Below are 26,901 nucleotides of genomic sequence, written 5' to 3'. Positions count from 1 at the left end.
CTGGGTTAGGCCATTAATAGGGCCATTTCCAGTTGACGATCTCCTCCTTATCGATGCCTTGTTCGCGGGCATATTGGAGATGTTCGATAATGGCGTTTTTCATCCGCTCTTTGACGTAGGCAGCCGCAGAGCCAAGTTTAGGCACGCGGTCAATCACATCAATCACCAAATTAAACCGATCCACTTGGTTGTTAATCGCTAATTCCAGAGGGGTGTTAATGTTGCCTTTTTCCTTGTAGCCACGAACGTGAATGCGCTCTTGGTTGGCGCGGCGATAAACCAGTTTATGGATTAACCAGGGATAGCCATGGAAGTTAAACATGATGGGTTTATCGACCGTGAACAGGCTGTTAAAATCGCGATCGCTCAAACCATGGGGATGCTCTCCCTCAGACATCAGCTTAAACAAATCGACCACATTAACAAACCGTACTTTGAGTTCGGGGAATTCATCGCGCAAAATCGCAGTTGCCGCCAAGGATTCCATCGTAGGAATATCACCACAGCAAGCCATAATTACATCCGGCATATCTGGGTCTTTGCCACAGTCGTCATTACTGGCCCATTCCCAAATACCAATCCCTTTGGTGCAATGTTTAATCGCATCCTCCATGTTTAAATATTGCAGGTGCATCTGTTTGTCGGAGATGATCACGTTTACATAGTCGGTGCTGCGTAAACAGTGGTCACCCACCGAAAGCAAGCAGTTAGCATCAGGCGGGAAGTAGACGCGAACCACATCCGGACTCTTATTGGTCACCAAGTCTACAAAGCCGGGATCTTGGTGGCTAAAACCATTGTGGTCTTGCCGCCAAACTAGAGAAGACAGCAGGATATTTAACGAAGATACGGGGGCCCGCCAGGGGACTTCATTTTTACAGATGTCTAACCATTTAGCATGTTGGTTAAACATGGAGTCTACCACATGGGCGAAGGCTTCATAGGTATGGAAAAGCCCATGACGACCGGTTAAAAGATAGCCTTCTAGCCAGCCTTGTAGGGTATGCTCGCTGAGGATTTCCATCACCCGACCGTCGGGGGAGAGTTGGCTACCATCGAGGTCTTCTTCCAGGAAGTCGGCCATCCAGGCTTTTTTACTGACTTCATAGACGGGATGGAGCCGGTTAGAAGCAGTTTCATCGGGGCCGAAGAGACGAAAACGGGTGGGGTTTTCGCGCATGACTTCCCGCAGGAGGTAACCTAAATATTTGGTGTTTTCGACTTCCACCGTGCCAGGTTTGGGAATTTCGACAGCAAAGTTGCGGAAGTCGGGCATTTTCAGGTCTTTCCGGAGGATACCCCCGTTGGCGTTGGGGTTAGCGCTCATGCGGCGATCGCCTTTGGGAGCCAGTTCTTTTAATTCCGGAATCAGTTTACCCTTTTCGTCAAAGAGTTCTTCCGGTTTATAACTCTTCATCCACTCTTCCAACAAGCGCACATGCTCCGGGTTACTGTGCATTCCCCCCATGGGCACTTGGTGCGCTCGCCAAAAGCCTTCCACTTTGTGACCATCCACCATTTTTGGCCCCGTCCAGCCCTTGGGAGTCCGCAGAATAATCATCGGCCACCGGGGGCGTTTGGCTTCTCCCGTGCGACGCGCTTCTTCTTGGATTGCCCGAATTTGGTTAATACAAGCTTCCATCGTTCCCGCCATCTTTTGGTGCATGATGGCAGGATCTTCCCCTTCCACCACATAGGGGGTATAGCCATAACCGATAAACAGGCTTTCGAGTTCCTCTGCACTAATGCGAGATAGCACCGTGGGGTTGGCAATTTTATATCCGTTTAGGTTCAGAATGGGCAGTACCGCCCCATCCCGGACGGGGTTGAGGAATTTGTTGGAGTGCCAAGCGGTGGCCAAGGGGCCGGTTTCCGCTTCTCCATCTCCAACCACCACGGCAGAGATTAGATCGGGGTTGTCGTAAACGGTTCCGTAGGCATGGGCAAGACTATAACCGAGTTCTCCCCCTTCATGGATGGAGCCGGGGGTTTCTGGGGTGCAGTGGCTACCAATGTGACCGGGGAAGGAGAATTGCTTGAAGAATTTTTGCATCCCTTCTTCGTCTTCGCTTTTGTCGGGATAGACTTCGGAGTAGGTTCCTTCTAGGTAAACGGGGCCGAGGACTCCGGGAGCGCCATGGCCGGGGCCGGCTAGGTAAATGGCGTTAAGATCGTATTTGTTAATCAGTCGGTTAAGGTGAATATAACTGAAACTCAGAGCTGGAGAGGCTCCCCAGTGACCGAGGAGACGATATTTTATCTGTTCAGATCTTAGAGATTCTTTCAGTAAGGGGTTCTCTCGCAGATAAATCATCCCCACAGCCAGATAGTTACAGGCCCGCCAGTAGGCATGAATTTTGTCGAGTTCATCGGGGGATAGGGGAGTTTCGTTGATATTGAGTTTTTCGGGTACGGTTACCATATATGCTCCCTATATAAAACAACAAAGAGATTGACCAGTTTGACTGTTCTGGGTTGAGTGGGAGGACATTCTCTCTCACTCCTAGCCTATTAAACTCGCCCAAGGGCGGGATTGTCAAAACAGCAAAGGGAAGATTTCTTAAGCTTTTCTTTTGATTGATTGCCCGGATGAAAATCTTAAAAGGAATTTAATGTCATATTAATATTAAATCCTAGAAGAGTTTGCTAAAGTTAAACAGAGGTATGACCAATCACTGGGTCAATTCTGAACCTCGATGATGAGTGAGATTGGATATTTCCTCAGTGATGGAAAACAGGAAGGCTAATTTAGGGGGAAGACGCACCGATGGTTATCAGAGGAAAAAAGATCGACACAATAAGCCTTTGGGTTCAACTGGCTGAGTTAGGGGTTTGGAGATGGATCGAAGAATCTTTGGATTGTCAATTCCTGGAAGTGAACTCCAACTAATCCTCAATGTTAATTAATGGTTAAGGTTCAAAAATCATGGCCAATTCTTTATATATTAGCACCACAGAAGTCGCCAGTGGAAAAGCCCTAGTTTCATTAGGGGTAATTGAATGCTTATCCCGGAAAACCAGTAATATTGGGTTTTTCCGCCCGATAATCCGCAAGCCTGACTCTGGGGCGATCGATGATGATATTCAACTGATTCTCACCCATTTTAATCTGAAACAATCCCCAGAGGATTCGTTTGGTTTGTATCTGCATGAAGCAACTGAACTGCTCAGTCATCACCATTTAGATGATCTCCTGGATCGGATTATCGAGCGCTACAAAGAATTAGAGAAAAAAGTAGATTTTGTGGTCTGTGAAGGGTCGGATTTTAAGGGACAAGAAGCGGCATTTGAGTTCGATCTGAATGTAGAAATTGTCAAGAATTTGGGCTGTCCGGTGTTAATTGTGGGTAAGGCGAGCGATCGCACCCCGGAAGAAGCGATCAATTCCGTACAACTGCCCCTAGATGTGTATCGAGAAAAGGAATGTGATGTGGTGGGGGTGATTCTGAATTTAGCCCAACTAGATCAGGTGGATAACCTCAAAGCCATGTTAGTCAAAGAGTTGGATTTGCCAGAGAGCTTAGTTTCTGTGATTCCCTACGATCACCGGCTCAGTAGTCCCCGAATGCGAGATGTAGTGGAACAACTCGATGCCCAAGTCTTATACGGACACAAACGGCTGAACAACCTGGCCACCAACTACGTGGTGGCTGCCATGCAAGTGCAACATGCGATCGAGCGGTTCAAGGAAGGAAATTTAGCCGTGACTCCAGGCGATCGCGCGGATGTGATCTTAGGGGTAGTCCAAGCCGATCAATCGGTGAATTATCCCAATTTAGCCGGTTTAGTCCTCTCCTGTGGCATCAAACCCCACCGAGCGATCGCCAAGCTGCTCGATGGTTTACCCGATGCACCGCCCATTCTTTCGGTAGAAACCGATACCTATACCACGGCTTCCGCCATTCATGACTTGCATGTTCCCCTCACCTGCGGCGATCGCAAAAAGATTAATCTCGGTATTGAAACCTTCGATCGCTACGTCAACTTACAAGAACTCGAAGAACGCATCCAAGGCGTACAAACCAAGGGCATGACCCCCAAAATGTTTACCTACAACTTGGTACAACAGGCCAAAGCCCAAAAACGCCATATTGTGCTTCCTGAAGGTAACGATCCCCGCATCTTAAATGCCACTGCCGCCCTCTTATCCCAAGGTTTAGTCAATATCACCCTTCTCGGTAGCCTATCGAGCATTGAACAAACCCTGAAAAAACATAATATCCGCCTAGATTTAAGCCAAGTCCAAATTATCAACCCCGCTATTAGCACCAACTTCGATCGCTACGCCGAAACCCTCTATGAATGCCGCAAGCATAAAAATCTCAGCTTCGACATGGCCAAAGACTTAATCATGGATGTGTCCTACTTTGGCACACTCATGGTCTACAGTGGAGATGCCGATGGCATGGTCTCTGGAGCCGTCCACACCACCCAACATACCATCCGCCCAGCCCTGCAAATTATCAAAACCCAACCCGACTGTTCCATTGTCTCTTCTGTATTCTTAATGTGTTTAGAAGACCGGGTATTGGTCTATGGAGATTGCGCCGTCAATCCCAATCCCACAGCCGAACAATTGGCAGAAATTGCCCTCTCTTCTGCCGACACAGCCAAACGATTTGGCATTGAACCCAGAGTGGCACTCCTCTCCTATTCTTCTGGAGAATCGGGCAAAGGAGAAGAGGTAGAAAAAGTGAGAAAAGCCACCCATTTAGCCCAAGAAAAACGACCGGACTTGAAAATTGAAGGGCCCATCCAGTATGATGCAGCCGTCGATCCAGATGTGGGCGCTCAGAAAATGCCCAATTCTGAAGTAGCCGGACAAGCAAGCGTGTTAGTATTCCCCGACTTAAATACGGGAAACAACACCTATAAAGCCGTACAACGGGAAACCGGAGCGATCGCCATTGGCCCCATTTTGCAAGGCTTGCGGAAACCCGTTAATGACCTCAGTCGCGGATGCACGGTTACCGATATCATCAATACAGTCACCATTACCGCCATCCAAACCCAAACCATTTGTCCCCTGAATCATCCAAACCCAAGCCAATGAAAATCCTGGTCTTAAACGCGGGTTCGAGTTCCCAAAAAAGCTGTTTATACGAGATTGCCGGAGAGACTTTGCCGGCCCATCCCCCCCACCCCCTCTGGGAAGCCACCATCGACTGGACTGTAGCCGCCGACTATGGGGTAATGAAAGTCAAAGCCAATGGGATGAAACAGGAAACCCACTTAGCCAGCGATGCCAAAGAAGCAGCGATCTCTCAACTCCTGCAAACCCTAGTCAGTGGCGAAACCCAAGTTTTAGGGAGCCTCTCTGAGATTAATGCCGTTGGTCATCGGGTGGTGCATGGGGGAACTGAATATTCCCAAGCCACCCGCATCACCCCAGAAGTCAAAACTACCATTGCCCAACTTATCCCCCTTGCACCGTCCCACAATCCAGCCAATTTACAGGGGATAGAAGCGGTGGAAAAGGTCTTACCCCATGTGCCCCAGGTGGGGGTATTTGACACCGCCTTTCACAGCCAGATGCCCCAAGAAGCGGCGGTATACCCCATTCCCTATCAGTGGTTTGAGCAAGGGGTACGGCGCTATGGCTTCCATGGAACCAGTCACCGCTATTGCGCCCTACGCACGGCTGAGTTAATGGGAAAACCTTTAGAGTCATTGAAAATGATTACCTGTCATTTGGGCAATGGCTGCTCCTTAGCTGCGGTCAAAGATGGCATTAGCATCAATACCACCATGGGATTTACCCCTTTAGAAGGATTAATGATGGGAACCCGCAGTGGTTCTATCGATCCGGCGATTATTTTCTATTTGATGCGCGATCATGGCTTTGATGTCAATAGCCTCGACCGGATGCTGAACAAAGAATCGGGATTTAAAGGCGTTTCTGGACTGTCGGCGGATCTGCGGACAATTCTGCACGCCATAGATGAGAAGAATGAACGGGCAAAATTAGCCTTCGATCTCTTTATTCATCGTCTGCGGAGTGCCATGGGTGAAATGTTGGCTAGTTTAGGCGGTTTAGATGTGCTGGTATTTACTGCCGGGGTGGGCGAAAATTCAGTGGCGGTGCGCCAAAGAGCCTGTGAAGGCTTTGAGTTTTTGGGCTTAACGTTAGATCTAGAGAAGAACGCAGCTTCTGTTATGGATACCGATATCGCCACAGCAGATGCTGCCGTGCGTGTTTATGTGATTCATACGGAAGAAGATTGGGCGATCGCCTCTCAAACCTGGGAGTGTTTATAGCGCTACGCCCTGGTAATGGTTACTTGAGACTTGATACAATCGCAAAAAAACTAGCGATCCCATCACTTTGCAACCGGATCGCTAGTTTCGTCAAATTCTGAATTTTAGCAATTTATAGATTAGAGTGCGGCCAGATAGTCACCGGACACATACCCACCCCCGGCGAGTTTTGCCCAACCACTATGGTCAAAGTATTCCACAAAAACCCGTTGTCCATAGCCGAGTCCGCCAACAACCGGAAAGGAAGTCCCCATTCCCGAACGAACATTTAAGCCACTTCCAGCAACCACCATGTGGCTACCCCCACCCATGTTGGGGTCACCACCACCGGCTTCTAGAGACGCAAAGGTTTGAGATCCAGCCAGTCCATCTACAGCTAGACCCATATCATACTGATAATCTACGACTGCGCTATAGGTAATGTCGCCATAGTAACCGGTTGAGGCCACATTAGAAGGGAAATAACCAGCACTTTTGAGCAAATCTTGCAGATAAACCACATCAGTGCCTCTAGAACCGTAACTCAGGTAGGCCATCGCATTTTCTGCCGCACTGACAATGGAGAGAGCCACACCTAACGCCAAAACTCCTACGGTAGTTTTCGCCAAAGAGAAATTGATGACTTCAAAAGACCGTAATTGTGGAGCAGGATTTGTATCTTCATACGCGAGCGAAGCATAAGTAAATGCAAGTGATTCCATCATAGGTTTTGTGTTATGAAAAACTCGTTACTGTCAGGATAGGAGATCTCTTCAAGTTTCAGCAACTGATGGTTAGCAATAATTAACGAAAATTAATTTATTGTTAGGTTAATGACATCTCACCTAGCCGACGCGCCTAATCTCGTAAAACCCAGGTATCTTTACTCCCGCCCCCTTGGGAAGAATTGACGACTAGAGACCCTCGCTTCAGAGCAACCCTGGTGAGTCCTCCGGGCATTACCGAAATGTCTTCACCGTAGAGGATATAGGGGCGCAAATCCACATGACAGCCTTCAATATTACCGTCTAATAGGGTGGGAACCCTAGACAAACACAGGGTCGGTTGGGCAATATATTTACGAGGATTAGCCTTAATTCGTTGGGCAAACTCTTCCTGTTGGGCAGAGGTAGAATTCGGGCCAACCAACATACCATAGCCTCCTGACTCATCGGCTGCTTTAACCACTAATTCGGGTAAATGGTTTAATACATAGTCTTGTTGTTTAGGTTCCCAACACAAATAGGTCGGGACATTGGCTAAAATTGGCTCTTCGCCCAAATAATAGCGAATCATCTGGGGCACATAAGCATAAATTACCTTATCATCAGCGACCCCAGTCCCTAGAGCATTGGCTAAAGCCACTCGCCCAGACTGATAGACTTCCATTAAACCGGGAATCCCCAACAAAGAATCGGGATTAAAGACGGTGGGATCGATAAAGCTATCATCAATGCGACGATAGACCACATCCACCCGTTGCAGTCCTTTCGTGGTTCGCATTTGCAGGTAGCCATCGGTAATCACTAAATCCCGGCCTTCGACTAACTCAACGCCCATTTGTTGGGCTAAAAATGAATGTTCAAAATAAGCGGAATTATAGATTCCGGGCGTTAAAACGACTACGGTTGGATCGGGGACATGGCTAGGGGCTAGGTTGAGTAAGCTATCGAGTAAACGGCTGGGATAGCGATCGACGGGTTCAATATCCATGAAGCTGAATACTTGAGGGAAAGTGCTTTTCATCACTCGGCGATTTTCTAGCACATAGGAAACACCGGAAGGACAGCGCAAATTGTCTTCTAAAACGTACCATTTGCCGTCTTTATCGCGTACTAAGTCGGTTCCAGTAATATGACACCAAATGCCTTTGGGGGGTTTGAGGCCCATACAGGGTTTGAGAAAGCCGGTGGCTGAGTGAATTAATTCTTCGGGAATGACCTTATCTTTGATAATCTTTTGCTGGTCATAAATGTCCGCAATAAATAAATTCAGGGCTTTAATTCGTTGCTTGAGTCCCTGCTCTAGGGTTTTCCACTCCTGAGACAAGACCACACGAGGAATGAGATCGAAGGGCAAAATCCGCTCAGTTCCTTGTTCTGCGCCATAGACATTAAAGGTTACTCCCAGCTTGAAGAGTCCAATCTGGGCGGCTTGTTGGCGTTGGTGTAGGTGTTCGCGGGAGAGATGGTTAAAGAGGTCAATTAGGGGTTTACATTCGGGGCGAGGATGACCATCGGCCCCGAAGAGTTCGTCGTAGAAGTCCCCTGGATTATAAGAATCAAAGTTCACACTAATGGATCAAATGCGAGTGGGATGAACACTCTATGATATAGGGAAGAGATAGACTAAATTGCTGTAACTAAGACTACGATTTTACAAAACTTTGAGTAAAGCTACAGTTGCACTTGATGGGGGAGAATGTCAAAATTTGAGGGGTATGCTCTGTGGAGTATTGAGTTGAGTCATATTTTTAGTGGTGAGAGAGGACGTGAATTTTGTTGAGGGCCAATAAGGGAGAAATGGGAGTAGAGGCGATCGCCAAATCTCTGGGAAACCGTCAATGGTTGCTTCAGGCTAACTTGCTCAAAAGTTTAGTTCACCGGGATTTAGCAGCCCGTTATCAGGGTTCAGTCTTAGGGAATTTGTGGCCGTTACTCAATCAACTCTCTCAGTTGCTGATCTACACCTATGTGTTTTCGATTGTGCTGAAGGTGAAGCTCAATCTCCAGGGCATGGCGGCCAATAATCTCACGTTTGGGTTATGGTTATTTGCGGGACTGCTGCCCTGGACGGCGTTTATGACGGGGTTGCTTCAGTCCTCGAATGCGGTCATTAGTCAACCGAATTTAGTCAAGAAAGTGGTGTTTCCCCTGGGGTTGTTGCCCCTTGTGCCGGTTTTGAGCGCCTTTATTGAAAGTTCCATGGGGTTAATTGCTCTGATTGTCTTGACCGGCTTTATCACGCAGACGCTGCACCCGACCCTGTTATTATTGCCCTTGGCTTGGTTGCCACAATTGTTGCTCACGGCTGGTTTGGGCTATTTGGTCTCGGCGTTAACGGTGTTTTTGCGCGATATTCCCCAAAGTTTAGCGGTGATTACCAATTTGTGGTTTTACATGACCCCGATTGTCTATCCGGTGAGTATTATTCCGGAACCGTGGAGACAGTTGGTATTTTGGCTCAATCCTTTGGCGGCCATTTCGGAAACCTACCGAGATTTGATTTTGGTGGGGCAGATGCAACATTGGGGAGAATGGATGAGTGCTTTGGGCATTTCTCTGGTACTGTTGTCAGGGGGTTTGTGGGTCTATCGACGGCTGCGCCCTGCGTTTGCTGATGTAATCTAGGGGAGAGGGTTGGGTTGGTTGACGATCGCACTAAGCTAAAGATATTGTATTTTCATGGGTGAAATAACGATTTCACTAAAAGGAGTTTCTAAGTCGTTTAAGCGATATGCCCATCCGGGCGATCGCCTCAAGGAGCTATTGTTACCGGGAAAGATTCGCGGTCAAGAGTTTTGGGCGCTGCATGATATTGATTTGGAGATTCCCCAAGGGCAAACCCTGGGCATTGTCGGGCGCAATGGTTCGGGAAAAAGTACCTTGTTGCAAATTATTGCCTCTACCCTGACTCCAACCACTGGGGAGGTGCAGGTAAATGGACGATTATCAGCGCTGTTAGAATTGGGCAGTGGCTTTAATCCTGAATTTACCGGGCGACAGAATGTCTTTTTTAATGGTCAGTTGTTGGGGTTAACGAAGGACGAAATTAAAACCAAATTTGATTCGATTGTCGCCTTTGCTGATATCGGTGAATTCATTGAACAGCCGGTTAAAACTTATTCTAGTGGCATGTTCGTGCGCTTGGCGTTTGCGGTGGCAACGAGTGTGGAGCCGGATATTTTAGTGGTGGATGAAGCCCTATCCGTGGGAGATGAAGCCTTTCAGCGCAAATGTTTTGCTCGAATTCAGGATATTCGCGATCGCGGAGGTACAGTGTTATTTGTATCTCATGCTGCTTCTTCTGTTGTCGAATTGTGCGATCGGGCAATTCTCATGGACAAAGGCGAAATTATCCTCAGCAATAAACCAAAATTCGTCGTCTCCAAATACCAAGAACTCATCTACGCTCCCTCAGACAAAAGCCACATCCTGCGCGAACAACTGAAAAAAGTCCATCAACAGCAAACCCCTCAAACTCCACAAAAAGCAGAAACCAACGGCCAATCTTCCCCCCCTGAAGAGTCCAAGAATTCCCCATCCATACCCACATTAGGAGACTACTATGACCCCCATCTCAATCCCGAACATACCCTTTCCTATACCACAAGAGGCGCAGAAATTATCGACCCTCACATCGAAACCCTCTCCGGTAGACTCGTCAATCATCTGATTCGCCGACAACCCTACATTTACACCTTCCAAGTCCGCTTTTCCCAAATAGCTCAAAACGTGCGCTTTGGCATGTTAATTAAAACCATTAGTGGGTTAGAATTAGGTGGAGCCTCTGTCAGCCCCTCATTCCATAAAATCTCTCACTTTGAACCCAATCAAGTGATTACCGTTCAATTTTCCTTTGAATGCTTCCTTCATCCCGGAGTTTATTTCCTCAATGCCGGAGTTTCCGGAATGGTAGATGAAGAATTTATATATCTCGCCCGTTGTATCGATGCCGCCATGTTTCGGGTTAATCCCGATGAAGCCGTTTGTGGCAATGGCACAGTCGATTTCAAGATCGATCCTAAACTAACCTTTGAAAGCCAATACACAGACAATCCAGCTTATAAACTCGAAGTTCTAGATGATAAGAGCTGATTTTTAAAAATCCCTACAAAAATGGTTACCCTCATCCCCCAACCCCTTCTCCCGCAGGCGCTGTCCTGCTTGCCCTGAGCGTAGCCGAAGGGAGCGAAGTCGAAGGGCGCTGTCCTGCTTGCCCTGCTTGCCCTGAGCGAAGTCGAAGGGAGCGTAGCCGAAGGGAGCGAAGTCGAAGGGAGAAGGGGAGCAAAAGTCCCTCTCCCGTGGGAGAGGGATATAGGGAGAGGGCAAAATCTTGTAGCCAGTTATCACTTTACTTTAATTGAAATGACGATAGTTCACTCTCATCAACTCCAGAACTATGCACAGAATAGTCGATCACTCATCCCGGTTAGATTTCATGAGATCCGTAGGAATTTCCATGATCTTACTCTACAATCTACCCGATTATTGCTTTCAATCCTATCACTTCCAGATTTGCGGCACAACCCTTGATTTATCGGCGTTACACCATATCAGCCTTCAATGTAGCTTAGGCTTATTAGTCTTTCTTTCCGGAACCTTAATTAACCGACATCAATTAACCTTTCCTGATCTTCAGACAGCCGGGAAATTTTTATGCAAAAAGCTGTTGAAACTCTTCCCCCTCTATTACCTGTCTCTTGCCCTATTTTGTTATCTCTATAGCATGTTTGATTGGGGAAAAATCCTAATCCATGTTTTGGGGTTACAACTCATCTTTTCGTCTGACGGGTATCCACCCTTACCCACTTTATGGTATGTGGGATTGATCCCAGTCTATTATAGTTTATTTTCACTGCTCAACATTGATAAAATATCAGCCATCTACAAAGCAGTCATTTTAGGAAGCTTTGCCCTAACCCTGTTCTTGAGTACCACCTATCTGAACCTGACCGATATGCGCCTAATTTGCTATAGTTTACCCTTCTTGTTCGGAGTTTGGGCGGCTAAACAGAATTGGTTTGAGTGTCCGGTTTGGCGAAAAGCCTTATCCCTAAATATGGGTGTTTTTTGCGCGATCTTGCCCCTGTGCTGGGTGTGGGAAAAGAAATACAACCTGGGAATTGAACACCACTATATTTTGCTGAATCTGTTGATGTTCTCCTTCGTGCTATTGATTTATCGCCTTTCTGATGTGGTTTGTCAAAATTCTCAATTGAACCGATGCTTTCATACCATTGCCTATTGCGCCTATGGGATGTTCCTCTTTCACCGTCCGATTTGGTTTGCTCTAGAGAAAATGATGCGATCGCTCTTTCTAGTGGAAAATGTTCATATCATTACTGCCAGCTTAGTCTTCCTTGGTATTCCCCTTATCGTCGGAGTATCCTACGTGCTGCTAACACTCTATGACCGCTATGGTATCACTGCTTGGTATCATCCTAAGAAATTAATCAGTCAGTAGGATAGATATGGGGGTAGCGTAGGGTATGTTAATAACACACCCTACTGGACTTACAGCGCTTCACGCGGTAATGGGTAATGGGTAATGGGAAAACCATTTTTGACGTTATAGTGCCCATTTTTCAGGCTTTTCAGGGGAAAGCACTCTCAAGGAAAATTCTGATTAGCCCTCTTCTGTAACTTTCTAAAAAAGAGGCTTCAAACCCTGATTCTTTCGTTAGCGATCGCGGGCTGTAACAACGGAAATTCTAACGAATTTCCAAGAGTGACAGAAGAGGATTAGTGTACCTCATAACATCGAAAAGTGCTGTAAGTGTTATACCGTGCGATTGCGCTTCTGTCTTTCATGGAAGTATAGTAAGCAATACCCAAACAAAATGTCTGCGATCGCACCAGGTAAATACCTCACACTCTGAAAAGGTCAGTGGCGAGTCCTAATTTTTTGGGAGAGCCAAAGCGATCTCCAAGTTGTTTCGTTCAGCACAGAGCTAGGGAAACATTCGGCGTTTACAAACATCTTTCAAATCCCCACGGGATAGGATCTCTTCGCGAGCTAGTTTCAAAACATTGAAATTCTTGAACTTTACTATTGACTACACCATGAGAGCGACTATAGTCAGTGGCCATAAGACCAAAAATAACCAAACCAACACCAGGACATGAATCAATAATTTCAGTGGCTAAATCATTTCTGAACTTTGAAGAATTCATTACATCCAGTGTTCGTGGATGATGTTGTGGCACTGTATTACTCTGAATAGGTCTACCCATGGTGACGTGCAGCATTTGCTCTGCGCCAGCAGGTGTAGCATCACCCCAAACTTGATCGGGCATATCTTCCCAATCAAAAGTAATAGGAATATTTTGATTCTGACTAATTTTCTGCTCAACGGAAGCCAAAGTGTTAGAACATTGAGTGTTCTCTTTGGTCAGTGCAAATGTATTGATGGGTTGTATGGAGGTTAGGTCTCTAGAAACAGCAATGGGTGATGAAGCAAAGGTGAGAGACAAGAAACTAGAAATAACCCAGATTTTGTGTTTAATAGTCATTATAAACTCAGTCGATTATCGTCCGCTATTTGTGTGATAGTTTCCTTCTGATTTCAAATCCTTGAATGAGAAAGGAAAAGGGTTATTGTTGCTTGATTGCAATAACTCAGAACCAAATGTTTTGAGTTATTGCAATTGAGGAGCTATACCTTAATTGAGTACAAACACAACAGTTAAGTAAAGTTTTTCTGGAACGATATTGCTTCAGAAAAAAGCGATTGAGTCACTTTATATTAATTGTGCAAAGTAGATCGCCAATTACAAATCAGGCGTTACTTTAATTTTAATTTTTTCAATCATTACCCATTCGTTTCCTGGATAGACATAGGCACGAATCTCGTAATCTCTGGGCTCTTGAGGCTTAAATGTCACTGTTCCATCTTCACTTGCATTAGAACACTCAGTGTGCCAGACGTTGCTGCAATTTGTGTTGCGTGATGCCACTACTAAAGCAATTCTATATCTTTCAGCGTAAGGTATATTTTCGTAAGAAAAGCTTACCACAATAGGCTCTAAGCGAGTATAAGTTGTTTTATCAGTTGTGAGATTGGCACAGGGTTTCGTGCAAGGTTCTTCAGAAGACTCTTGCTTGAGGTGTGCGTGCATGAGTTGCAGATGTTTCTGATGCTTGGCCAGGCCAATAGACTTGTTGTTAAATTGTTCAACTCCAATAACTTCTCTTGCATCTGTCTCAGCATTTGCGGATACTTTTGTAGCAGTGTGTACTGAATTGAGTCCAAGTGCGATCAATAAAGATACACAAAAAGTTTTGATAAGCTGGGAGTTTTTTGTAATGGACTGCATGATGCTCTCCTCAATTTGGTACAAATGGGGTTAGAACTCGAATCCATTATAACCGATCTCAACTGAGTATTGTCCAACACTTGCGGTATAACTCCAGTATTGTTGATATCTCACAGTTGCTGGATAACAGCCTGACATAGAGCCTCCAGATTTGGATAACAACTTCGGGGTGATCGCTAGAATTTTTCAGAGATCGAGAAGATGTCCAATTCCTCATTCCCATGACCAGCGCATCGCGTTATACAATAACGGTTAGTGCTATAGAAGTCCAGAGGAGTGTGAATGAGTGTGAGTAGGATAGAAAATCAACAGCTTGAAGGTGGAGTGAGCGATCGCATCTTAACATCGTTTCTCGGAGCCATGCTTCCCTCCTGCGACTCGTTCAACAGCACCATCTCCGACAATGACGAGATGTTTCTCATGGCTCTAGAGAACACAGACGGCGACCCGACTCAAGCCGCTATCCGCTATCATGGTAATGGACTCCGCATCTTCCAAGCTATCCAACAAATTATCAGCCATCACTTCGGCAGTTGGGATAACCTCTCCACCTTCCTCGACTTTGCCGGAGGATATGGACGCTTTACCCGCTTCCTGACTCAAGTTCTCGCTCCCGAACAAATTTGGATCTCGGACATCTATCCAGAAGCCGTACAATTTCAGATCGAACAATTCCAAGTTCAGGGGACTCCCTCCACCCTCACCCCCACGGACTATAAAATTAACCAAACCTTTGACTGTATTCTTGCCAGTTCCTTCTTCAGTCATATCCCCGAAAGTACCTTTACCCCTTGGCTCAAAACCCTCTACCAGCATCTGAATGAGGGAGGATTACTGATTTTTAGCACCCATGACATTACCTTAGCGCCGAACCCCTTCACCCTCTCAGCTTCCGGAATTCACTTTATCCCCCAAAGCGAAAGTCGTACCCTAGACCCCTCGGTGTATGGTACAACCTATGTCAGTGAAGAATTTATTCAACATGCCCTCAATCAAATTTTAGGGCCGAGTGCCACCTATCACCGCATTCCCAAGGGACTCGCCGACCATCAAGATCTGTATATTATTAGTAAAAATAGTAGCCCGGACTGGTCAAGTTTTACGTTTACCTATCCTCCCCAAGGCTCTCTGGAGAGTACGGAACTGACTTCTTCTGGAGATTGGGAATTTAAGGGGAAAGTCTGGAGTCTTAATCCAGGAAACGCCGCGAAATCGATTGAATTGTGGGTGAATGATCGGATCATTCATCGGGGTGTTCCCCGTGGAGAAGGCTCTTGGGTGTGTCATCTCAACCATAGTCAGGTGCAGCGCTCCGATGTGGTGATGATTAAAGCGATAGGGGAAACGGGAACTCTAGAACGGATGCTGGTTTGCCAAACTCTGGAAAAATTGGCCAGTTTAGAGTCGGGACACTCATCGGGTAAAGGGTTGGCGGACGGTATTTTTATTCTGGGGGGGATGCATCGCTCTGGAACGTCTCTTACTGCGTCGTTGCTGAATAATTTGGGGGTTCATTTGGGCGATCGCCTGGTCGCGACTACAATAGGAAACGATCGCGGTCATTTTGAAGATCTAGACTTCGTAGAATTCCACCAAAATATCCTGCGCTCCCAAGGTCTAGAAATCGACGGACTTACCCTAGAATCAGAAATTATGGTCGCCTCGCGCTACCATCAAAGCGCCAAACTGCTGCTTAAAGAGAAAACCCAGCGCTCCCTCTGGGGATGGAAAGATCCTCGCACAACCCTATTTCTCAACTTTTGGGCTGAGTTAGTGCCCTCAGCTTATTTTATCTTGGTCTATCGCTCTCCCTGGGAAGTGGTAGACTCCCTCTATCGTCGCGGTTCCGATGAAGTAGTGGCCGCTTATCCAGAAAAGGCGGTAAAACTGTGGATACACTACAACCGCCATATGCTCGAATTTGCTCGCACTTATCCAGAGCGCTGCTTCTTGGCTAATCTAGATGCTATTGTCCACGATCCGACAGCCTGGATACAAGCCATGGAGGAAAAATGGCAGATCTCTTTGGGAGCGCCAGATACGTCGGTAATTGAACCGGAATTGCTGCGACGGGATGTTTCCCAAACCCATAAACCGGCGTTGATTCAGGCCTTTTTCCCAGAAGCGATTACCCTCTATAAAGAGTTGGAAATTTTAGCGGGTTCTTGGGGAAGCTCAACCTCCGTCATGCCTGCTGACCTCGATCTTGAGGCAGAATTGGAGAAAATTCAATCGTTAAGTCCCCAAGATTGGGCCTTTAGTAGTTGGCAGGAAGTGGGAAGTGCCTCAAAATATCAGAAACTGCTGAAATTGAAACAGAAGGAACTCGATCGACAAGCTCAAGAGTTGCAACGGATGCGATCGCAGTATGAAGAGTCAGAATACCACAAATCCCTGATTCAGAAGAAGATGCAGCAGAATAAAGCGCTCTTAGCTCAGAGTCAGGAAGAAGCCGAACGCTACAAACATATGGCCAATCAACTGCGATCGCAACTCGAACAAGCCAATTATCACCTGGAACAAACCCAAAAAGAACTGAATCAATCCCACACAGAAGCTGTACAAATCAACCAGCAATTGATTAATACAAATGCTGAACTCGAACAGACTCATCAGCTCTCAGCCGACATTCAAGCTCAACTCAATGCCCAACTCCAGGACTTAAATAGTCAACTGCATCACCGTAACATGGAATTAGCAGCCATTAAAGCCAATAAAGCTTGGCGCTTGCGGATGAAGTGGGTAAAACTGAAGAAAAGTTTCGGTTTGATTAAGGAGTAATTTTAGTGTTTTAGGTTTTAGGAGTGCGTAGGGTAGCATGTCTAAACAAGTAATGCGAGCATCTTGCTCGCTGCCTTCCTCTAGCGAGCAAGATGCTCGCACTCCTTTAAATTGATGCTCAATAGATTACCCGGACATGATATGACTGCCAATTCCAACCCCCGACTCCTGACTCCCCAGGGTATAGCCCTATATCTAGCTCCTTGGATCATTTTCTGGGGAGGATTATGGATGTTGCCCGTTGCAGCCGATTCTGTAAACTCTGAAGAGTTAGACTCATTCCATCAACAAGCCCTAGAGTTACTGAATCAGGGAAATAAACCGGAAGCTTTTCAACTTTGGCAACGGGAATTAGAGTTACGCCAAGAGTTAGGAAAAATTGAGGAAATTCAAGCTTTGTCGAGAGTGGGAGAAATTGCTTGGTCAGAAGGGGAGTCGGCGATGATTCGACAAATTATTACCCGGCTAGATCAGATTCAAGGAGAGGTTGAGGAGGGAGAGACGCAAACCTTACAGGAATTGGGGAGAGCGTATCAAGTGGTGCGATCGCCTCAATCTGCTATAGCAGTCTATCAAAAACTGTTGGATCTGGCGATTCGGGACTCCGATGAAGAGGAAGAAGGAGCGCTTCTAGGGCAAATTGCCCAAACTCAGCTCAACTGGTTTGATTATCCCCAAGCCATTTCCGGTTATGAAGCGGTTTTGAAGTTTGCCCAACAGCAGGAGGATGTGGTGACTCAAATTGAGGCCTACCAGCAGTTGGCTTATAGTTATGAGCAGATGCAACAGTGGGAAGGAGCGATCGAAACTCGACTGAATCTGATTCACCTCTATAATCAATTAGGGCAAGTTAATGCAATTCCCAAGGAACAACTGGCGATCGCTCAACACTACGAAACCCTAGGAAACCTCAAAACCAGTGCCCAACTCTATGAACAAGCTTACCTGATTGCCTTTGAGCAGCAACAACTCGCCTATGCTGCCCAAGCCCTACAACAGCTTGCTCAACTGTATGAAAAATACCAGCAATTTCCCCAAGCTCTAGCCGTTTATCAGTCTCTTCTAGGCACTCAAGCTCAGGCCTATGATGCCTATGGCATGATGAATACCTATGACCAAATTGCCCAGATCCATCGTACCCTAAATCAGCGAGATCAAGCCCTAGCTGCTCTCGAACAAGGGCTGAAATTTGCCCAACACCTTAACCTGAAAACCGATTATTTTTCCGATCTGATTGACACCCTGAACAATCCATAGTGACTCTGTGATTAAGCACTACGGTTAATGGAAACCACTTTTAAATTAGGCCTAGCAAGCGATTCATACTCTAGCCCATATCTAACTCGAATTTGATAGCAGGGAATAATTTCCAGCGATTTATATTGACTCGAAGATGCATAATGAATCTGTAATTGGGCCATTTCTGGTGCTTCAAAAACCAAGCGCTCTTCTGGCTTAACCAGCCGTTCAAAGTACCAATCTTCTACATTATCAATTTTTAGAATCTGTACTCCTTGGCTTTCATTTTTGTAGTAACATAACATCCAACTTTTTTGGTCAAAGGTTTGGGGATACAACATGATGAACTTCTCCTGAGTTAACAAATAACGACATGGATTCAACAAAAGAATTAATTTATGCTCCTACAGCCAGCAGTTTTTGCTGTTTATACTTGAGCCACTCTTCGATAAAGGGAGAGGAGATTGAGCGACTTCTCTCTCGTGAATACAGCGAATTAGTGGGCATTTCTTGATGACAATGACTACAGTACCAATACATCCCTGTAGAGCGAATATGTCTGAGTAGTGGATAGGAGCAACAAGGACAATTCATTTCTAACATTATCTAACCTCCTGTGGGGTAAGTCAAGGATCAATTAAAAGATGGACATAACCTATAGGGATCGGACAAATAAGACTCAACTCTTTGGATTAATTGATTGATGTTGACAGGTTTAAACAAATAGTCATCTACCGTATAAAGAGATTGACGATACTCAATGATATGAGCAGGATGAATAATAGCAATTAAGGGAATATGGGGACGTTCAAAACCTCCATTGACTTGCTCAGAAAACTGATATCCATTGAACTGAGGAAGTTCAAAGTCAACGAAAATGAGATGAGGGGATAGATAATGACACAACTGTAGGGCTAAGGAAGGTTCAGTGGTCGAAATACAGTTGAATTCGGCTTGAGTTCGTACCTCATCTAGTAACTTCCGAAGCTCTCCAGTTTGTTCAATGAGTAGAATCTTAGGAGGCATTACTTTTCCCTCTAGGTGGATAAGCTGGTTTAAGCTAAAAAGGCAGGAGTTTTCGCCTGTAAATCACTCCAATAGGATGGGGATACACAAGGGGGTCTAGATTGGCTCTGAAGCAGATCGACATAAGGCATCAAACAAGCAGAATGGTCTAAAATCCACTGATGGGTATTTCTATCAATCTGAGCGAGTTGATCGATCGCATGTTCAAGTACCCCTTCAATGTGACCCGGAGTGGGCAAAACCATTAAAAAATCAGTCAGGGAATGAATCAGATCGGGGTCTTGGGTTTTGAGAACGGCGATCGCCAGGTCAATATACTCCATGTCTGTCCAGGGTTCGTCCGTAGACGAGGAAACCGACAATTGTTGCCATGCTGCACCACCTGTTTTACTATCCCCAGTTTTGGGACTCTTCGATGTATAGCCCATAACTGTTTCGACCTCTAATTGATCTTTGCCCCCAAACTGTAAAAGACAAATGTGAGGATTTTGTGATTCTCTCTCGGCTGGGAATAAAACTTAACATTTCTTCATGTTTCCGGCCAATGGAGAAGCCAACACATTTGTTGGACTAACCCCATGGCATCAAAGGGTTTAGTAATCACCCCAGTGACCCCTAAATCCTCAATAAACTGTTGTTTTTCACTATTTTTGGCCTTAGCCGTCAGCAGAATGGTCGGGAGATTTACCGTCAAAGGATTGCCTTGTAGCGCTTGATAGGTCGCCTTACCATCCATTCCCGGCATCATCATATCCAACAAAATAGCATCCGGCTGTTGAATTGCGGCCAGTTCTATCCCCTCTTGACCCGACGAAGCGGGGATCACCTCCCATCCAGCCGCCGCTTCCAGGGAAATCTGAATAATTTCCCGTACTCCATCATCATCATCAATGACTAAAATCCGTTTAGTGGCCATAATTTACCCTTCTCCTTGGATATGGATGGGTAGGGAAAAAGAAAACTGACTCCCTTGGTTTAACTGACTCTCTACCCAAATCCGTCCCCCATGTTGTTCCACGATACTGCGGCAGATGGCTAGACCCAAACCCGTGCCTCCCTTACGACGGGAGTCGGAGGCATCCACTTGATGGAAGCGCTCAAAAATGGACTCCAGTTTATCTTTGGGAATTCCCCGACCCCAATCTTCAATGGTAAAGGTGAGATGGGGTGAATCCGGACAGGGACAATAGGGGCCGTGAATGCTGAGAAAGTCCTGGGTCACCGTTAAGCTCACCTGACTTCCGGGATCGGAAAATTTAATCGCATTACTTAACAAATTGGTCAGCACTTGCAACATACGGTCTACATCCGCATAAAACTCTACGCCTGAAGTCTGTTCCGAGACCACAAGGGTGACTCCGGCACGGGTGGCCATCACCTGCATTTGCTCGACGGCGAGCAGCAACAAGTCATTGACGGCGATCGCCTGTTTTTGTAAGCGGATCTTGCCCGACTCTAGGCGCTCTAATTCCAGAATATCATTGACCAATCGCACTAAACGTTCCGCACTATCAGCCGCAATATTAATTACATGCTTTCCTCTGGAAGAACTGGGATCGACCAAGCCACTCGACAATAAATTCAGCCCTCCATGGATTGACGTTAAAGGAGTACGCAGTTCATGGCTGACCACGGAAATAAACTCATCTTTCATCCGTTCAATAGCGTAGCGTTCGGTAATATCTTCGCCAATGCTCATCGTCCCGATCGCCTCTCCCTGGGCATCATGGAGTTGGGTGCTATTCCAGGCAATCATCTTCTCTTCTCCGGACTGAGTAAGCACAGTATGGTGATAATGGGGATTGCCTTCGGGGGTGAGTAACCCTTGCAGGGTGCGACGCACTTTTGGGCAAGCATGGGCAGGAATCAGGGTATCAAACCAATTTTTGCCCAGGATTTCCGAGGCCGGATAACCGGTTAACTCCACAAAAAAGGGATTAACATATTCAATGGTTCCCTGGCGATCGAGTCCCACCACCAACAAGCGCACATTTTCTAGCAGGGTGCGCCACCGGCGTTCCGCTTCTTCTAGATGAGATTCCGTTCGTTGTCTTTGTTCGAGTTCCTCTCGCAGCCGTAGATTGGCTGAAGCCAGTTCAGCAGTCCGTTGGGCGACTCGGATTTCTAGATGTTCGTTGGTGCGTCGCAGTAGCTCTTCCGTCTGTTTGCGGGTGGTGATATCTTTGGCAATTCCAGCCCGTCGATAGACATCGCCGTTGGCATCAACAATGGGAAAGCCCCGATCCCAAATCCAGCGCAGGTCGCCATCCGGTTGCCTGATCCGATATTCGAGATCGAAGGTATTAGAGGATTGGAGTACGGTGGTTACCCTGGGGCGATCGCTCGGATGAATGGACTCAATAAAGGATTTCGGCTGCTGATAGAGACTCTCTTGGGTGCGTCCCCAAATTTTTTCATAGGCGGGACTCACATAGAGCATTTGGTCTTGGTTGGCAGTCGTCATCCAGAACACATCCTCGATGTTTTCGGCCAGTTGGCGAAATTTCTCTTCACTCTCGGCATGGGCGTGATGGGTTCTCAGAGCCATCACCCCATAGGTGATATCGGCACTCAATTCAGACAAAAGCCGAATTTCAGAGTCATCAAAGGCATCTGGTTGACTGGAGTAGAGGTTAAGGACGGCAAATACCCCTTGGTCAGTTTTCAGGGGGAGGGCAATGGAGGAGCGATAACCCCGTTGTTCGGCTTGCCGTCGCCAAGGGGCATAGTTGGGGTGGGTAAGGATGTCTTGAAAGGCACAGGGTTGGCCTCTGCGAGCAGCGATTCCGGTGGGGCCTCGGCCGAGTTCTGTATCGGCCCAGGTGAGGTGTAGTCGTTCAAGATAGCCGTTTTCATACCCGGCTTTGGCGATGGGGGTAATGCTTTTCTGGGGGTCTTGTTCAACGTAGCCGATCCAAGCGAGGCGATAACCGCCTAGGTTGACGAGGATATCACAGATGTTATGGAGCAGGTCGATTTCGGAGGTGGAACGGACGATCGCCTGGTTGCAGTGGCTGAGGGTATGCAGGGCGCGGTTGAGGCGATGCAGTTCGGCTTCATGGAGAATGCGATCGCTGATATCGGTGTAGTGTTCAATGCGTCCACCCGCATATAAGCCGGATTGGATGGGTTGACTCAGGTGTTCTAACCATCGGTCTTGACGGGTTTGAGCGGGGAGAATATGGCATTCAAAGTGTTCGGTATAGGTGTTATGGTCGTAGGTGGCCAGCACCGTATCATGAAACTGTTGCGGATCGGCAAATAGGTATTGAATGCGATCGCGAATGAGCGATCGTTTATCGCGACCGATAATCTCTTCTCGCTTTACGCCAAAGAATTTCTCTAGGGTTTGATTCACCCACACGACCTTAAATTCGGCATCGAGGATAAAAATCCCGACGGCGGATTTATCCAGCACATCGTTGGTGAGAGAACTGTAGCGGGCTTCGCTCTCTCGCAGGGCAGCTTCGGCTTGTTTGCGATCGCTAATATCGGTGTGAGACCCCACCATCCTTAGCACATTTCCCCCATCATCCCAGAGGGCTTGTCCCCGGTCTAAAATCCATTTATAACTGCCATCTTTGCACCGTAATCGATGCTCATTAATATAAAAGGGAGTTTCCTGGTTAAAATGTTTGCGAATGGCTCGCATCGCCCAAGGTAAATCATCGGGATGGACTCGTTTTGTCCATTCTTCTATGGTATTGCTCAGTTCCTCATGGCTGTAGCCTAACATTTCTTTCCAGCGCGGAGAAAAAAATACCTCATTGGTTTGTACATTCCAATCCCAAATCCCATCATGATTGCCTTGAATCGCCAGTTGCCAACGTTCTTCACTCTGTTGAAGGGATTCTTCTACTTGTTTGCGATCGCTAATATCTATGACTTGGGAAATAATATGCAAGGGATGACCATCACGATCGTAAATTAAGGCAACCTTAAAGAGGGTATATACAATTTGTTTGCGTTTGTCGATCAAACGTTTTTCTATGGTATAATGATCGATATTGTGATTAACCAATTGCTGATAAAGGTCTCGATCAATATGCAGATCATCCGGATGAATAAAGTAGCGAGTGGGCAAGTCTTTCAACTCTTCAAAGCGATACCCTAACAAATTCAAATACGCTTGATTGAGTTGCACAATTGTGCCATCCAAATTATTTAAGCTCATGCCAATGGGAGACTGTTCAAAAGTGATGCGAAAATGGGCTTCACTTTGGCGCAGAGCCGTTTCAGCTTGGTGGCGATCGCTCACATCTTGAACGAGAGAAAGAATCGATAATACATTCCCTTCTTGATCCCGTAGAACTGAGTGATACCATTCACAATAAATCAGGTTGCCCGCTTGATTTAAATTGCGATAGCTACAAATTTGCCGATCCTGAGTGCCATCAATCAGGCTAAAAACAGATTCCTTGAATTCTTCTAAATCTGGCTCAAAAATAAAGGGAAATTGAGACCAATGTTTGCCTTCCACTTCGGCAAAACTCCACCCTAAGATATGCTCGGCTTGAGGAGACCATTGGCGAATCCGGAATTCCTGATTCCATTCAATCACAGCCAAGGGCGAATTTTCAAAATGAAAGGCAAGTTTCTGAGCAACGAGGCGCATTTGTTTCAGGATCGCAGATTGGGCAATGGCAATGCCCACTTGATTGCCCAATTGTTGCAGAAAATCAATTTCCCAAGATTTCCATTGTCGGGAATGAGAACATTGATGAACAATTAGAAACCCCCAGAGTTCCTCTTGACTAATTAGGGGAATAACTAAATTGGATTGAACTTGGAAATAGGTCAAAAATTCTCGATAGCAGGAATCTGTATTCAGGTCTTCGATGCGGTTGAGTTGACCCACACGACCTTGAAGATAGTAGGATTCATAGGCTTGGAAACAGGGGTCATAAATTTTATGTCCGAGTAAGGGAATCCATCCCGGAATAACTGATTCTTCAATCACCAGGGCCGAGCCATCTTTTTGCAGTTGTAAAATCAAGGCGCGGTCAGTTTGCAGTAAGCTACAAATTTCAGTGGTAGTAACTCTTAAAATCTTGTCTAAATCTAAAGATTGGCGAATTTTTAGAGTGATTTCGGCCAGCAGGGAAGGGATACTCTCAGGAGGAGAGAGGGAAATATGGGGAGTGGCAACCCAAAGAACTGTATTTTCGGCGTAAGGGTAAATTTGAGCTTGAAAAGAGCGCGTCCGTTGGTTAGCGTGGGTTAGCTGGTATTGAATAGATTGGGGGGTTTGAGTGGCGATCGCCTCCATCATGAGATCCCAGAAGCCATCTGTAGAGAACTCTTGTATCGTCAGTTGCACCCAATCCGCTTGTATATCGGTAGGAATGACCTTAATTTGATGGCGATCGAGATCAATAATCAGCATCAGGTGTTCCATCAAAGACAACGCGCGATGAATGTCGGTATGGGTTGCCAGTTCAGTGCTAAACTGCTGTGATGCTCGATCGCCCCAGTGAGGGTTACCGAGCAGTGTTGAGGCCTGCGAAGCAGGATCGCAGTTCTCCTCTTCTAAGGAACTGCATCGATCATTTTGAAACACCATATCCGATCGCATCATAGGGTAATCTAATCTCTGTTCGATTCCATCACTTGGGATGACTCTATTGTATCTGGAGGGCACTAGGGACTGACTCCCATCCATTATGTTTGCAAATACAGCGCTTCGCGCTGTTATGGTGTACAGCATTAAAGGCTCAAAGCCATGTACCACAACCCTATTCCCTAGCGCGAAGCGCTATATCGCTGCACTAGAGAAGGTTTGGAGCGACGCTCTAAACGGTTAAGAATGCGAGCAATTAATTCTGGTTCTACAATCGGTTTTTGGATATAATCATCAGCTCCAGCTAAAAAAACTTGCTGAATGGTTTGGGAATCCCGATGACTGGAGAGGAACAACACCGGCAGCCCCATCCATTGGGGGTCATTCCGCAGCACTTGACACAGTTCAATACCGGTTACTTCCGGCATTTCAATATCTAGCAGAACTAAATCCGGTTGGATCTCTTGTAGGGTTTGCCAAAACTCTTGGGGATGGTTGAGCAGGGTAATTGCAAATCCCCAAGGGGTAAGGATTTGTTTTAAGTAGGCTAAGAGTTGGCTGTCATCATCAACAATCAGCAGTTGGGGGGATTGGGTTTGATCCCCTTTGAGGAAGGGACGCAGGGAGGCGATCGCCTCTTGGGCCGAAATCGGTTTTTGCAAAAATCCTTGTCCTCCTGCTCTCGCCACAGCCAACCGATCCTCTAAGGTGTTTTGCTCGGCCAAAACCACCACCGGTATGGGGGGTTCGGCCGTGGCGATCGAGGCGATCCATTCTAAGATCTGAGTCTGGCCAGTTTTGGGAAGGGATAACTCTAGGACAATCAGATCCGGGGGGCACTTCTTCACCTTCTGCTTCCCCTCTGATAGGGTAGAAACTACCACCGGATTCAGATGAGCGCGGGTCGCTTGTTCTTGCAAGGAGTTGGCAAAAATGGGATCGGCTTCGATAATTAGAATCTGGGGTAAGACTATCGGTTGGGGAGGAAGAGGAGCCATCTTTTTAGTTGTATTCTGGGTTAGACCTTCATGTAATTGGTTGATTTGAGGGGCTAAGGTTTCTAAGAGTGTGGTTCGATCTTGGGGCGTTTTCAAGATCTGTTCAATCTCCCTAGCGACTTCAGAAAGATCCTTGAGGCCAAAGCTACCCAGGGAACCAGCCAGGGTATGGGCTTCACGAATGGCATCTTGGAGGGAGTCGGGATCGAGGAAATCGGTGGGGAGATGGTCGAGGGTGGTTTGGATGACTTTCAGGCGATCGCAATATTGATCCTGATAGCGTTCCCAAATGGATAAAAAGGCTGGAGGAATATTAGAATTGTGGCGGCTTGCGGTCTCTTGAAGCCCTCCATTGAGGCGATACCCTAAACCATAGACTGTCTCAATAAAACTGCTGGAGCTGCCTGCTTTTTTCAGTTTTTGACGCAAGCTTTTGATATGGGTGCGTACCGCATTTTCTGAAGGGGGGTCATCAAAAGACCATAAATGATCGAGAATGGCACTTTGACTAAAAATCCGTTGCGGATGACGCAGAAACAATTCCAGCAATTCGTATTCTTTGGCGGTGAGCTTGAGTAGGGTTTTTTCATAGGTGACTTGACATTGACTGGGATCGAGACGTAACTTCCCCCAAGTTAAGGTCGGCAGTCGGCTATCATTGCCTCGACGCAACAGAGCGCGAATTCTAGCCAGCAGTTCCGGTAAGTCAATGGGTTTGGTCAGGTAATCATCGGCTCCTGCATCTAACCCCGTCACCTTTTGGGTGCTAGAGTCTTGGGCAGTCATCAGCAGAATGGGGGTGCGATCGCCCTTTTTGCGTCGCTGCTGACAAAATTCAATCCCATTGAGTTGGGGTAATTCCACATCTAGCACAATTAAGTCGTAGATAATCCCTTCTGCCAGTTGCCATCCTAAATTGCCCTCAAACGCCACATCAACCAAATAATGGTGAGCGGTGAGTTCGTTTTTTAACAGTTCAGCTAAGGCGCGATCGTCTTCGACCAATAGAATTTTCATCGCC

The 26,901-nt window shown here is 46.6% G+C and carries 18 protein-coding genes; 7 read left to right on the top strand and 11 right to left on the bottom strand.

What is annotated here, in order from left to right; all coding sequences use genetic code 11:
• Window positions 1-13 precede the first annotated feature (13 nt).
• Window positions 14-2,422, bottom strand: coding sequence for a phosphoketolase family protein (locus PMG25_RS17770; protein WP_283768231.1), 2,409 nt, complete (start codon window positions 2,420-2,422; stop codon window positions 14-16).
• 504 nt (window positions 2,423-2,926) lie between these two features.
• Here PMG25_RS17770 and pta point away from each other — a divergent pair.
• Both pta and PMG25_RS17760 read left to right on the top strand, forming a co-directional pair.
• Window positions 2,927-5,053: a phosphate acetyltransferase gene (gene pta / locus PMG25_RS17765; protein ID WP_283768230.1), complete on the top strand. Its 2,127-nt coding sequence runs from the start codon at window positions 2,927-2,929 to the stop codon at window positions 5,051-5,053.
• Window positions 5,050-6,258 carry an acetate kinase gene (locus PMG25_RS17760; protein WP_283768229.1) on the top strand — a complete coding sequence of 403 codons (1,209 nt, stop codon included), beginning with the start codon at window positions 5,050-5,052 and terminating at the stop codon, window positions 6,256-6,258. The genes pta and PMG25_RS17760 overlap by 4 nt, the downstream gene beginning before the upstream one ends.
• Window positions 6,259-6,377: 119 nt before the next feature.
• Here PMG25_RS17760 and PMG25_RS17755 read toward each other — a convergent pair whose 3' ends face one another.
• Together PMG25_RS17755 and PMG25_RS17750 are read right to left on the bottom strand one after the other, a co-directional pair.
• Entirely contained in the window at window positions 6,378-6,962 is a 585-nt protein-coding gene (locus tag PMG25_RS17755) for a peptidoglycan-binding protein (RefSeq protein ID WP_283768228.1), read from the bottom strand.
• A gap of 133 nt (window positions 6,963-7,095) precedes the next feature.
• A complete protein-coding gene (locus tag PMG25_RS17750; RefSeq protein ID WP_283768227.1) occupies window positions 7,096-8,529 on the bottom strand; it encodes a circularly permuted type 2 ATP-grasp protein in 1,434 nt (477 codons plus the stop codon).
• Between the two features lie 230 nt (window positions 8,530-8,759).
• Here PMG25_RS17750 and PMG25_RS17745 point away from each other — a divergent pair, with 230 nt between their 5' ends.
• The 3 genes from PMG25_RS17745 (at window position 8,760) to PMG25_RS17735 (ending at window position 12,423) form a co-directional block, all read left to right on the top strand.
• Window positions 8,760-9,587, top strand: coding sequence for an ABC transporter permease (locus tag PMG25_RS17745; RefSeq protein ID WP_347178872.1), 828 nt, complete (start codon window positions 8,760-8,762; stop codon window positions 9,585-9,587).
• A gap of 54 nt (window positions 9,588-9,641) precedes the next feature.
• Window positions 9,642-11,054, top strand: a complete 1,413-nt coding sequence (locus tag PMG25_RS17740) for an ABC transporter ATP-binding protein (RefSeq protein ID WP_283768225.1) — start codon at window positions 9,642-9,644, stop codon at window positions 11,052-11,054.
• Between the two features lie 304 nt (window positions 11,055-11,358).
• Window positions 11,359-12,423 carry an acyltransferase family protein gene (locus tag PMG25_RS17735; protein ID WP_283768224.1) on the top strand — a complete coding sequence of 355 codons (1,065 nt, stop codon included), beginning with the start codon at window positions 11,359-11,361 and terminating at the stop codon, window positions 12,421-12,423.
• Window positions 12,424-12,929: 506 nt separating this feature from the next.
• Here the strand turns inward: PMG25_RS17735 and PMG25_RS17730 are convergent.
• Both PMG25_RS17730 and PMG25_RS17725 read right to left on the bottom strand, forming a co-directional pair.
• Complete coding sequence (locus tag PMG25_RS17730; RefSeq protein ID WP_283768223.1) at window positions 12,930-13,472, bottom strand: hypothetical protein; 543 nt, start codon at window positions 13,470-13,472, stop codon at window positions 12,930-12,932.
• A 258-nt stretch (window positions 13,473-13,730) separates the two neighbouring features.
• Window positions 13,731-14,276, bottom strand: coding sequence for a hypothetical protein (locus tag PMG25_RS17725; RefSeq protein WP_283768222.1), 546 nt, complete (start codon window positions 14,274-14,276; stop codon window positions 13,731-13,733).
• 282 nt (window positions 14,277-14,558) lie between these two features.
• On the opposite strand from PMG25_RS17725, the gene PMG25_RS17720 reads away from it, so the two are divergent.
• Together PMG25_RS17720 and PMG25_RS17715 are read left to right on the top strand one after the other, a co-directional pair.
• Window positions 14,559-17,057 (top strand): methyltransferase domain-containing protein, encoded by a 2,499-nt coding sequence (locus PMG25_RS17720; RefSeq protein WP_283768221.1) that lies wholly within the window; start codon window positions 14,559-14,561, stop codon window positions 17,055-17,057.
• Between the two features lie 141 nt (window positions 17,058-17,198).
• Window positions 17,199-18,314, top strand: a complete 1,116-nt coding sequence (locus PMG25_RS17715; RefSeq protein WP_283768220.1) for a tetratricopeptide repeat protein — start codon at window positions 17,199-17,201, stop codon at window positions 18,312-18,314.
• Between the two features lie 11 nt (window positions 18,315-18,325).
• Here PMG25_RS17715 and PMG25_RS17710 read toward each other — a convergent pair whose 3' ends face one another.
• The 6 genes from PMG25_RS17710 to PMG25_RS17685 all read right to left on the bottom strand — a co-directional run bounded on the left by PMG25_RS17710 (window position 18,326) and on the right by PMG25_RS17685 (window position 26,897).
• A complete protein-coding gene (locus PMG25_RS17710; protein WP_283768219.1) occupies window positions 18,326-18,637 on the bottom strand; it encodes a DUF1830 domain-containing protein in 312 nt (103 codons plus the stop codon).
• A gap of 292 nt (window positions 18,638-18,929) precedes the next feature.
• Window positions 18,930-19,322, bottom strand: a complete 393-nt coding sequence (locus tag PMG25_RS17705; RefSeq protein WP_283768218.1) for a response regulator — start codon at window positions 19,320-19,322, stop codon at window positions 18,930-18,932.
• Between the two features lie 29 nt (window positions 19,323-19,351).
• The gene (locus PMG25_RS17700; protein ID WP_283768217.1) at window positions 19,352-19,750 is read right to left on the bottom strand and encodes a hypothetical protein; all 399 of its coding nucleotides are present in this window, start codon (window positions 19,748-19,750) and stop codon (window positions 19,352-19,354) included.
• Window positions 19,751-19,851: 101 nt separating this feature from the next.
• Entirely contained in the window at window positions 19,852-20,238 is a 387-nt protein-coding gene (locus PMG25_RS17695) for a response regulator (protein WP_283768216.1), read from the bottom strand.
• Between the two features lie 3 nt (window positions 20,239-20,241).
• Window positions 20,242-24,900 carry a PAS domain S-box protein gene (locus PMG25_RS17690; RefSeq protein ID WP_283768215.1) on the bottom strand — a complete coding sequence of 1,553 codons (4,659 nt, stop codon included), beginning with the start codon at window positions 24,898-24,900 and terminating at the stop codon, window positions 20,242-20,244.
• A 164-nt stretch (window positions 24,901-25,064) separates the two neighbouring features.
• Complete coding sequence (locus PMG25_RS17685) at window positions 25,065-26,897, bottom strand: response regulator (RefSeq protein WP_283768214.1); 1,833 nt, start codon at window positions 26,895-26,897, stop codon at window positions 25,065-25,067.
• Window positions 26,898-26,901 lie beyond the last annotated feature (4 nt).

Origin of the sequence: Roseofilum capinflatum BLCC-M114, assembly GCF_030068505.1 — a bacterium.
Taxonomy (GTDB): domain Bacteria; phylum Cyanobacteriota; class Cyanobacteriia; order Cyanobacteriales; family Desertifilaceae; genus Roseofilum; species Roseofilum capinflatum.
This window is presented reverse-complemented; position numbering and strand designations above follow the sequence as displayed.

Excerpts from the sequence above, each read along its gene's own strand:
- PMG25_RS17740 (WP_283768225.1), top strand. The coding sequence starts at position 9,642 with ATGGGTGAAATAACGATTTCACTAAAAGGAGTTTCTAAGTCGTTTAAG.
- PMG25_RS17725 (WP_283768222.1), bottom strand. The coding sequence starts at position 14,276 with ATGCAGTCCATTACAAAAAACTCCCAGCTTATCAAAACTTTTTGTGTA.
- PMG25_RS17720 (WP_283768221.1), top strand. The coding sequence starts at position 14,559 with ATGAGTGTGAGTAGGATAGAAAATCAACAGCTTGAAGGTGGAGTGAGC.
- PMG25_RS17735 (WP_283768224.1), top strand. The coding sequence starts at position 11,359 with ATGCACAGAATAGTCGATCACTCATCCCGGTTAGATTTCATGAGATCC.
- PMG25_RS17715 (WP_283768220.1), top strand. The coding sequence starts at position 17,199 with ATGACTGCCAATTCCAACCCCCGACTCCTGACTCCCCAGGGTATAGCC.
- PMG25_RS17685 (WP_283768214.1), bottom strand. The coding sequence starts at position 26,897 with ATGAAAATTCTATTGGTCGAAGACGATCGCGCCTTAGCTGAACTGTTA.
- PMG25_RS17745 (WP_347178872.1), top strand. The coding sequence starts at position 8,760 with ATGGGAGTAGAGGCGATCGCCAAATCTCTGGGAAACCGTCAATGGTTG.
- PMG25_RS17690 (WP_283768215.1), bottom strand. The coding sequence starts at position 24,900 with ATGATGCGATCGGATATGGTGTTTCAAAATGATCGATGCAGTTCCTTA.
- PMG25_RS17700 (WP_283768217.1), bottom strand. The coding sequence starts at position 19,750 with ATGGGCTATACATCGAAGAGTCCCAAAACTGGGGATAGTAAAACAGGT.
- PMG25_RS17760 (WP_283768229.1), top strand. The coding sequence starts at position 5,050 with ATGAAAATCCTGGTCTTAAACGCGGGTTCGAGTTCCCAAAAAAGCTGT.
- pta (WP_283768230.1), top strand. The coding sequence starts at position 2,927 with ATGGCCAATTCTTTATATATTAGCACCACAGAAGTCGCCAGTGGAAAA.
- PMG25_RS17770 (WP_283768231.1), bottom strand. The coding sequence starts at position 2,422 with ATGGTAACCGTACCCGAAAAACTCAATATCAACGAAACTCCCCTATCC.
- PMG25_RS17705 (WP_283768218.1), bottom strand. The coding sequence starts at position 19,322 with ATGCCTCCTAAGATTCTACTCATTGAACAAACTGGAGAGCTTCGGAAG.
- PMG25_RS17710 (WP_283768219.1), bottom strand. The coding sequence starts at position 18,637 with ATGTTGTATCCCCAAACCTTTGACCAAAAAAGTTGGATGTTATGTTAC.
- PMG25_RS17755 (WP_283768228.1), bottom strand. The coding sequence starts at position 6,962 with ATGATGGAATCACTTGCATTTACTTATGCTTCGCTCGCGTATGAAGAT.
- PMG25_RS17695 (WP_283768216.1), bottom strand. The coding sequence starts at position 20,238 with ATGGCCACTAAACGGATTTTAGTCATTGATGATGATGATGGAGTACGG.
- PMG25_RS17730 (WP_283768223.1), bottom strand. The coding sequence starts at position 13,472 with ATGACTATTAAACACAAAATCTGGGTTATTTCTAGTTTCTTGTCTCTC.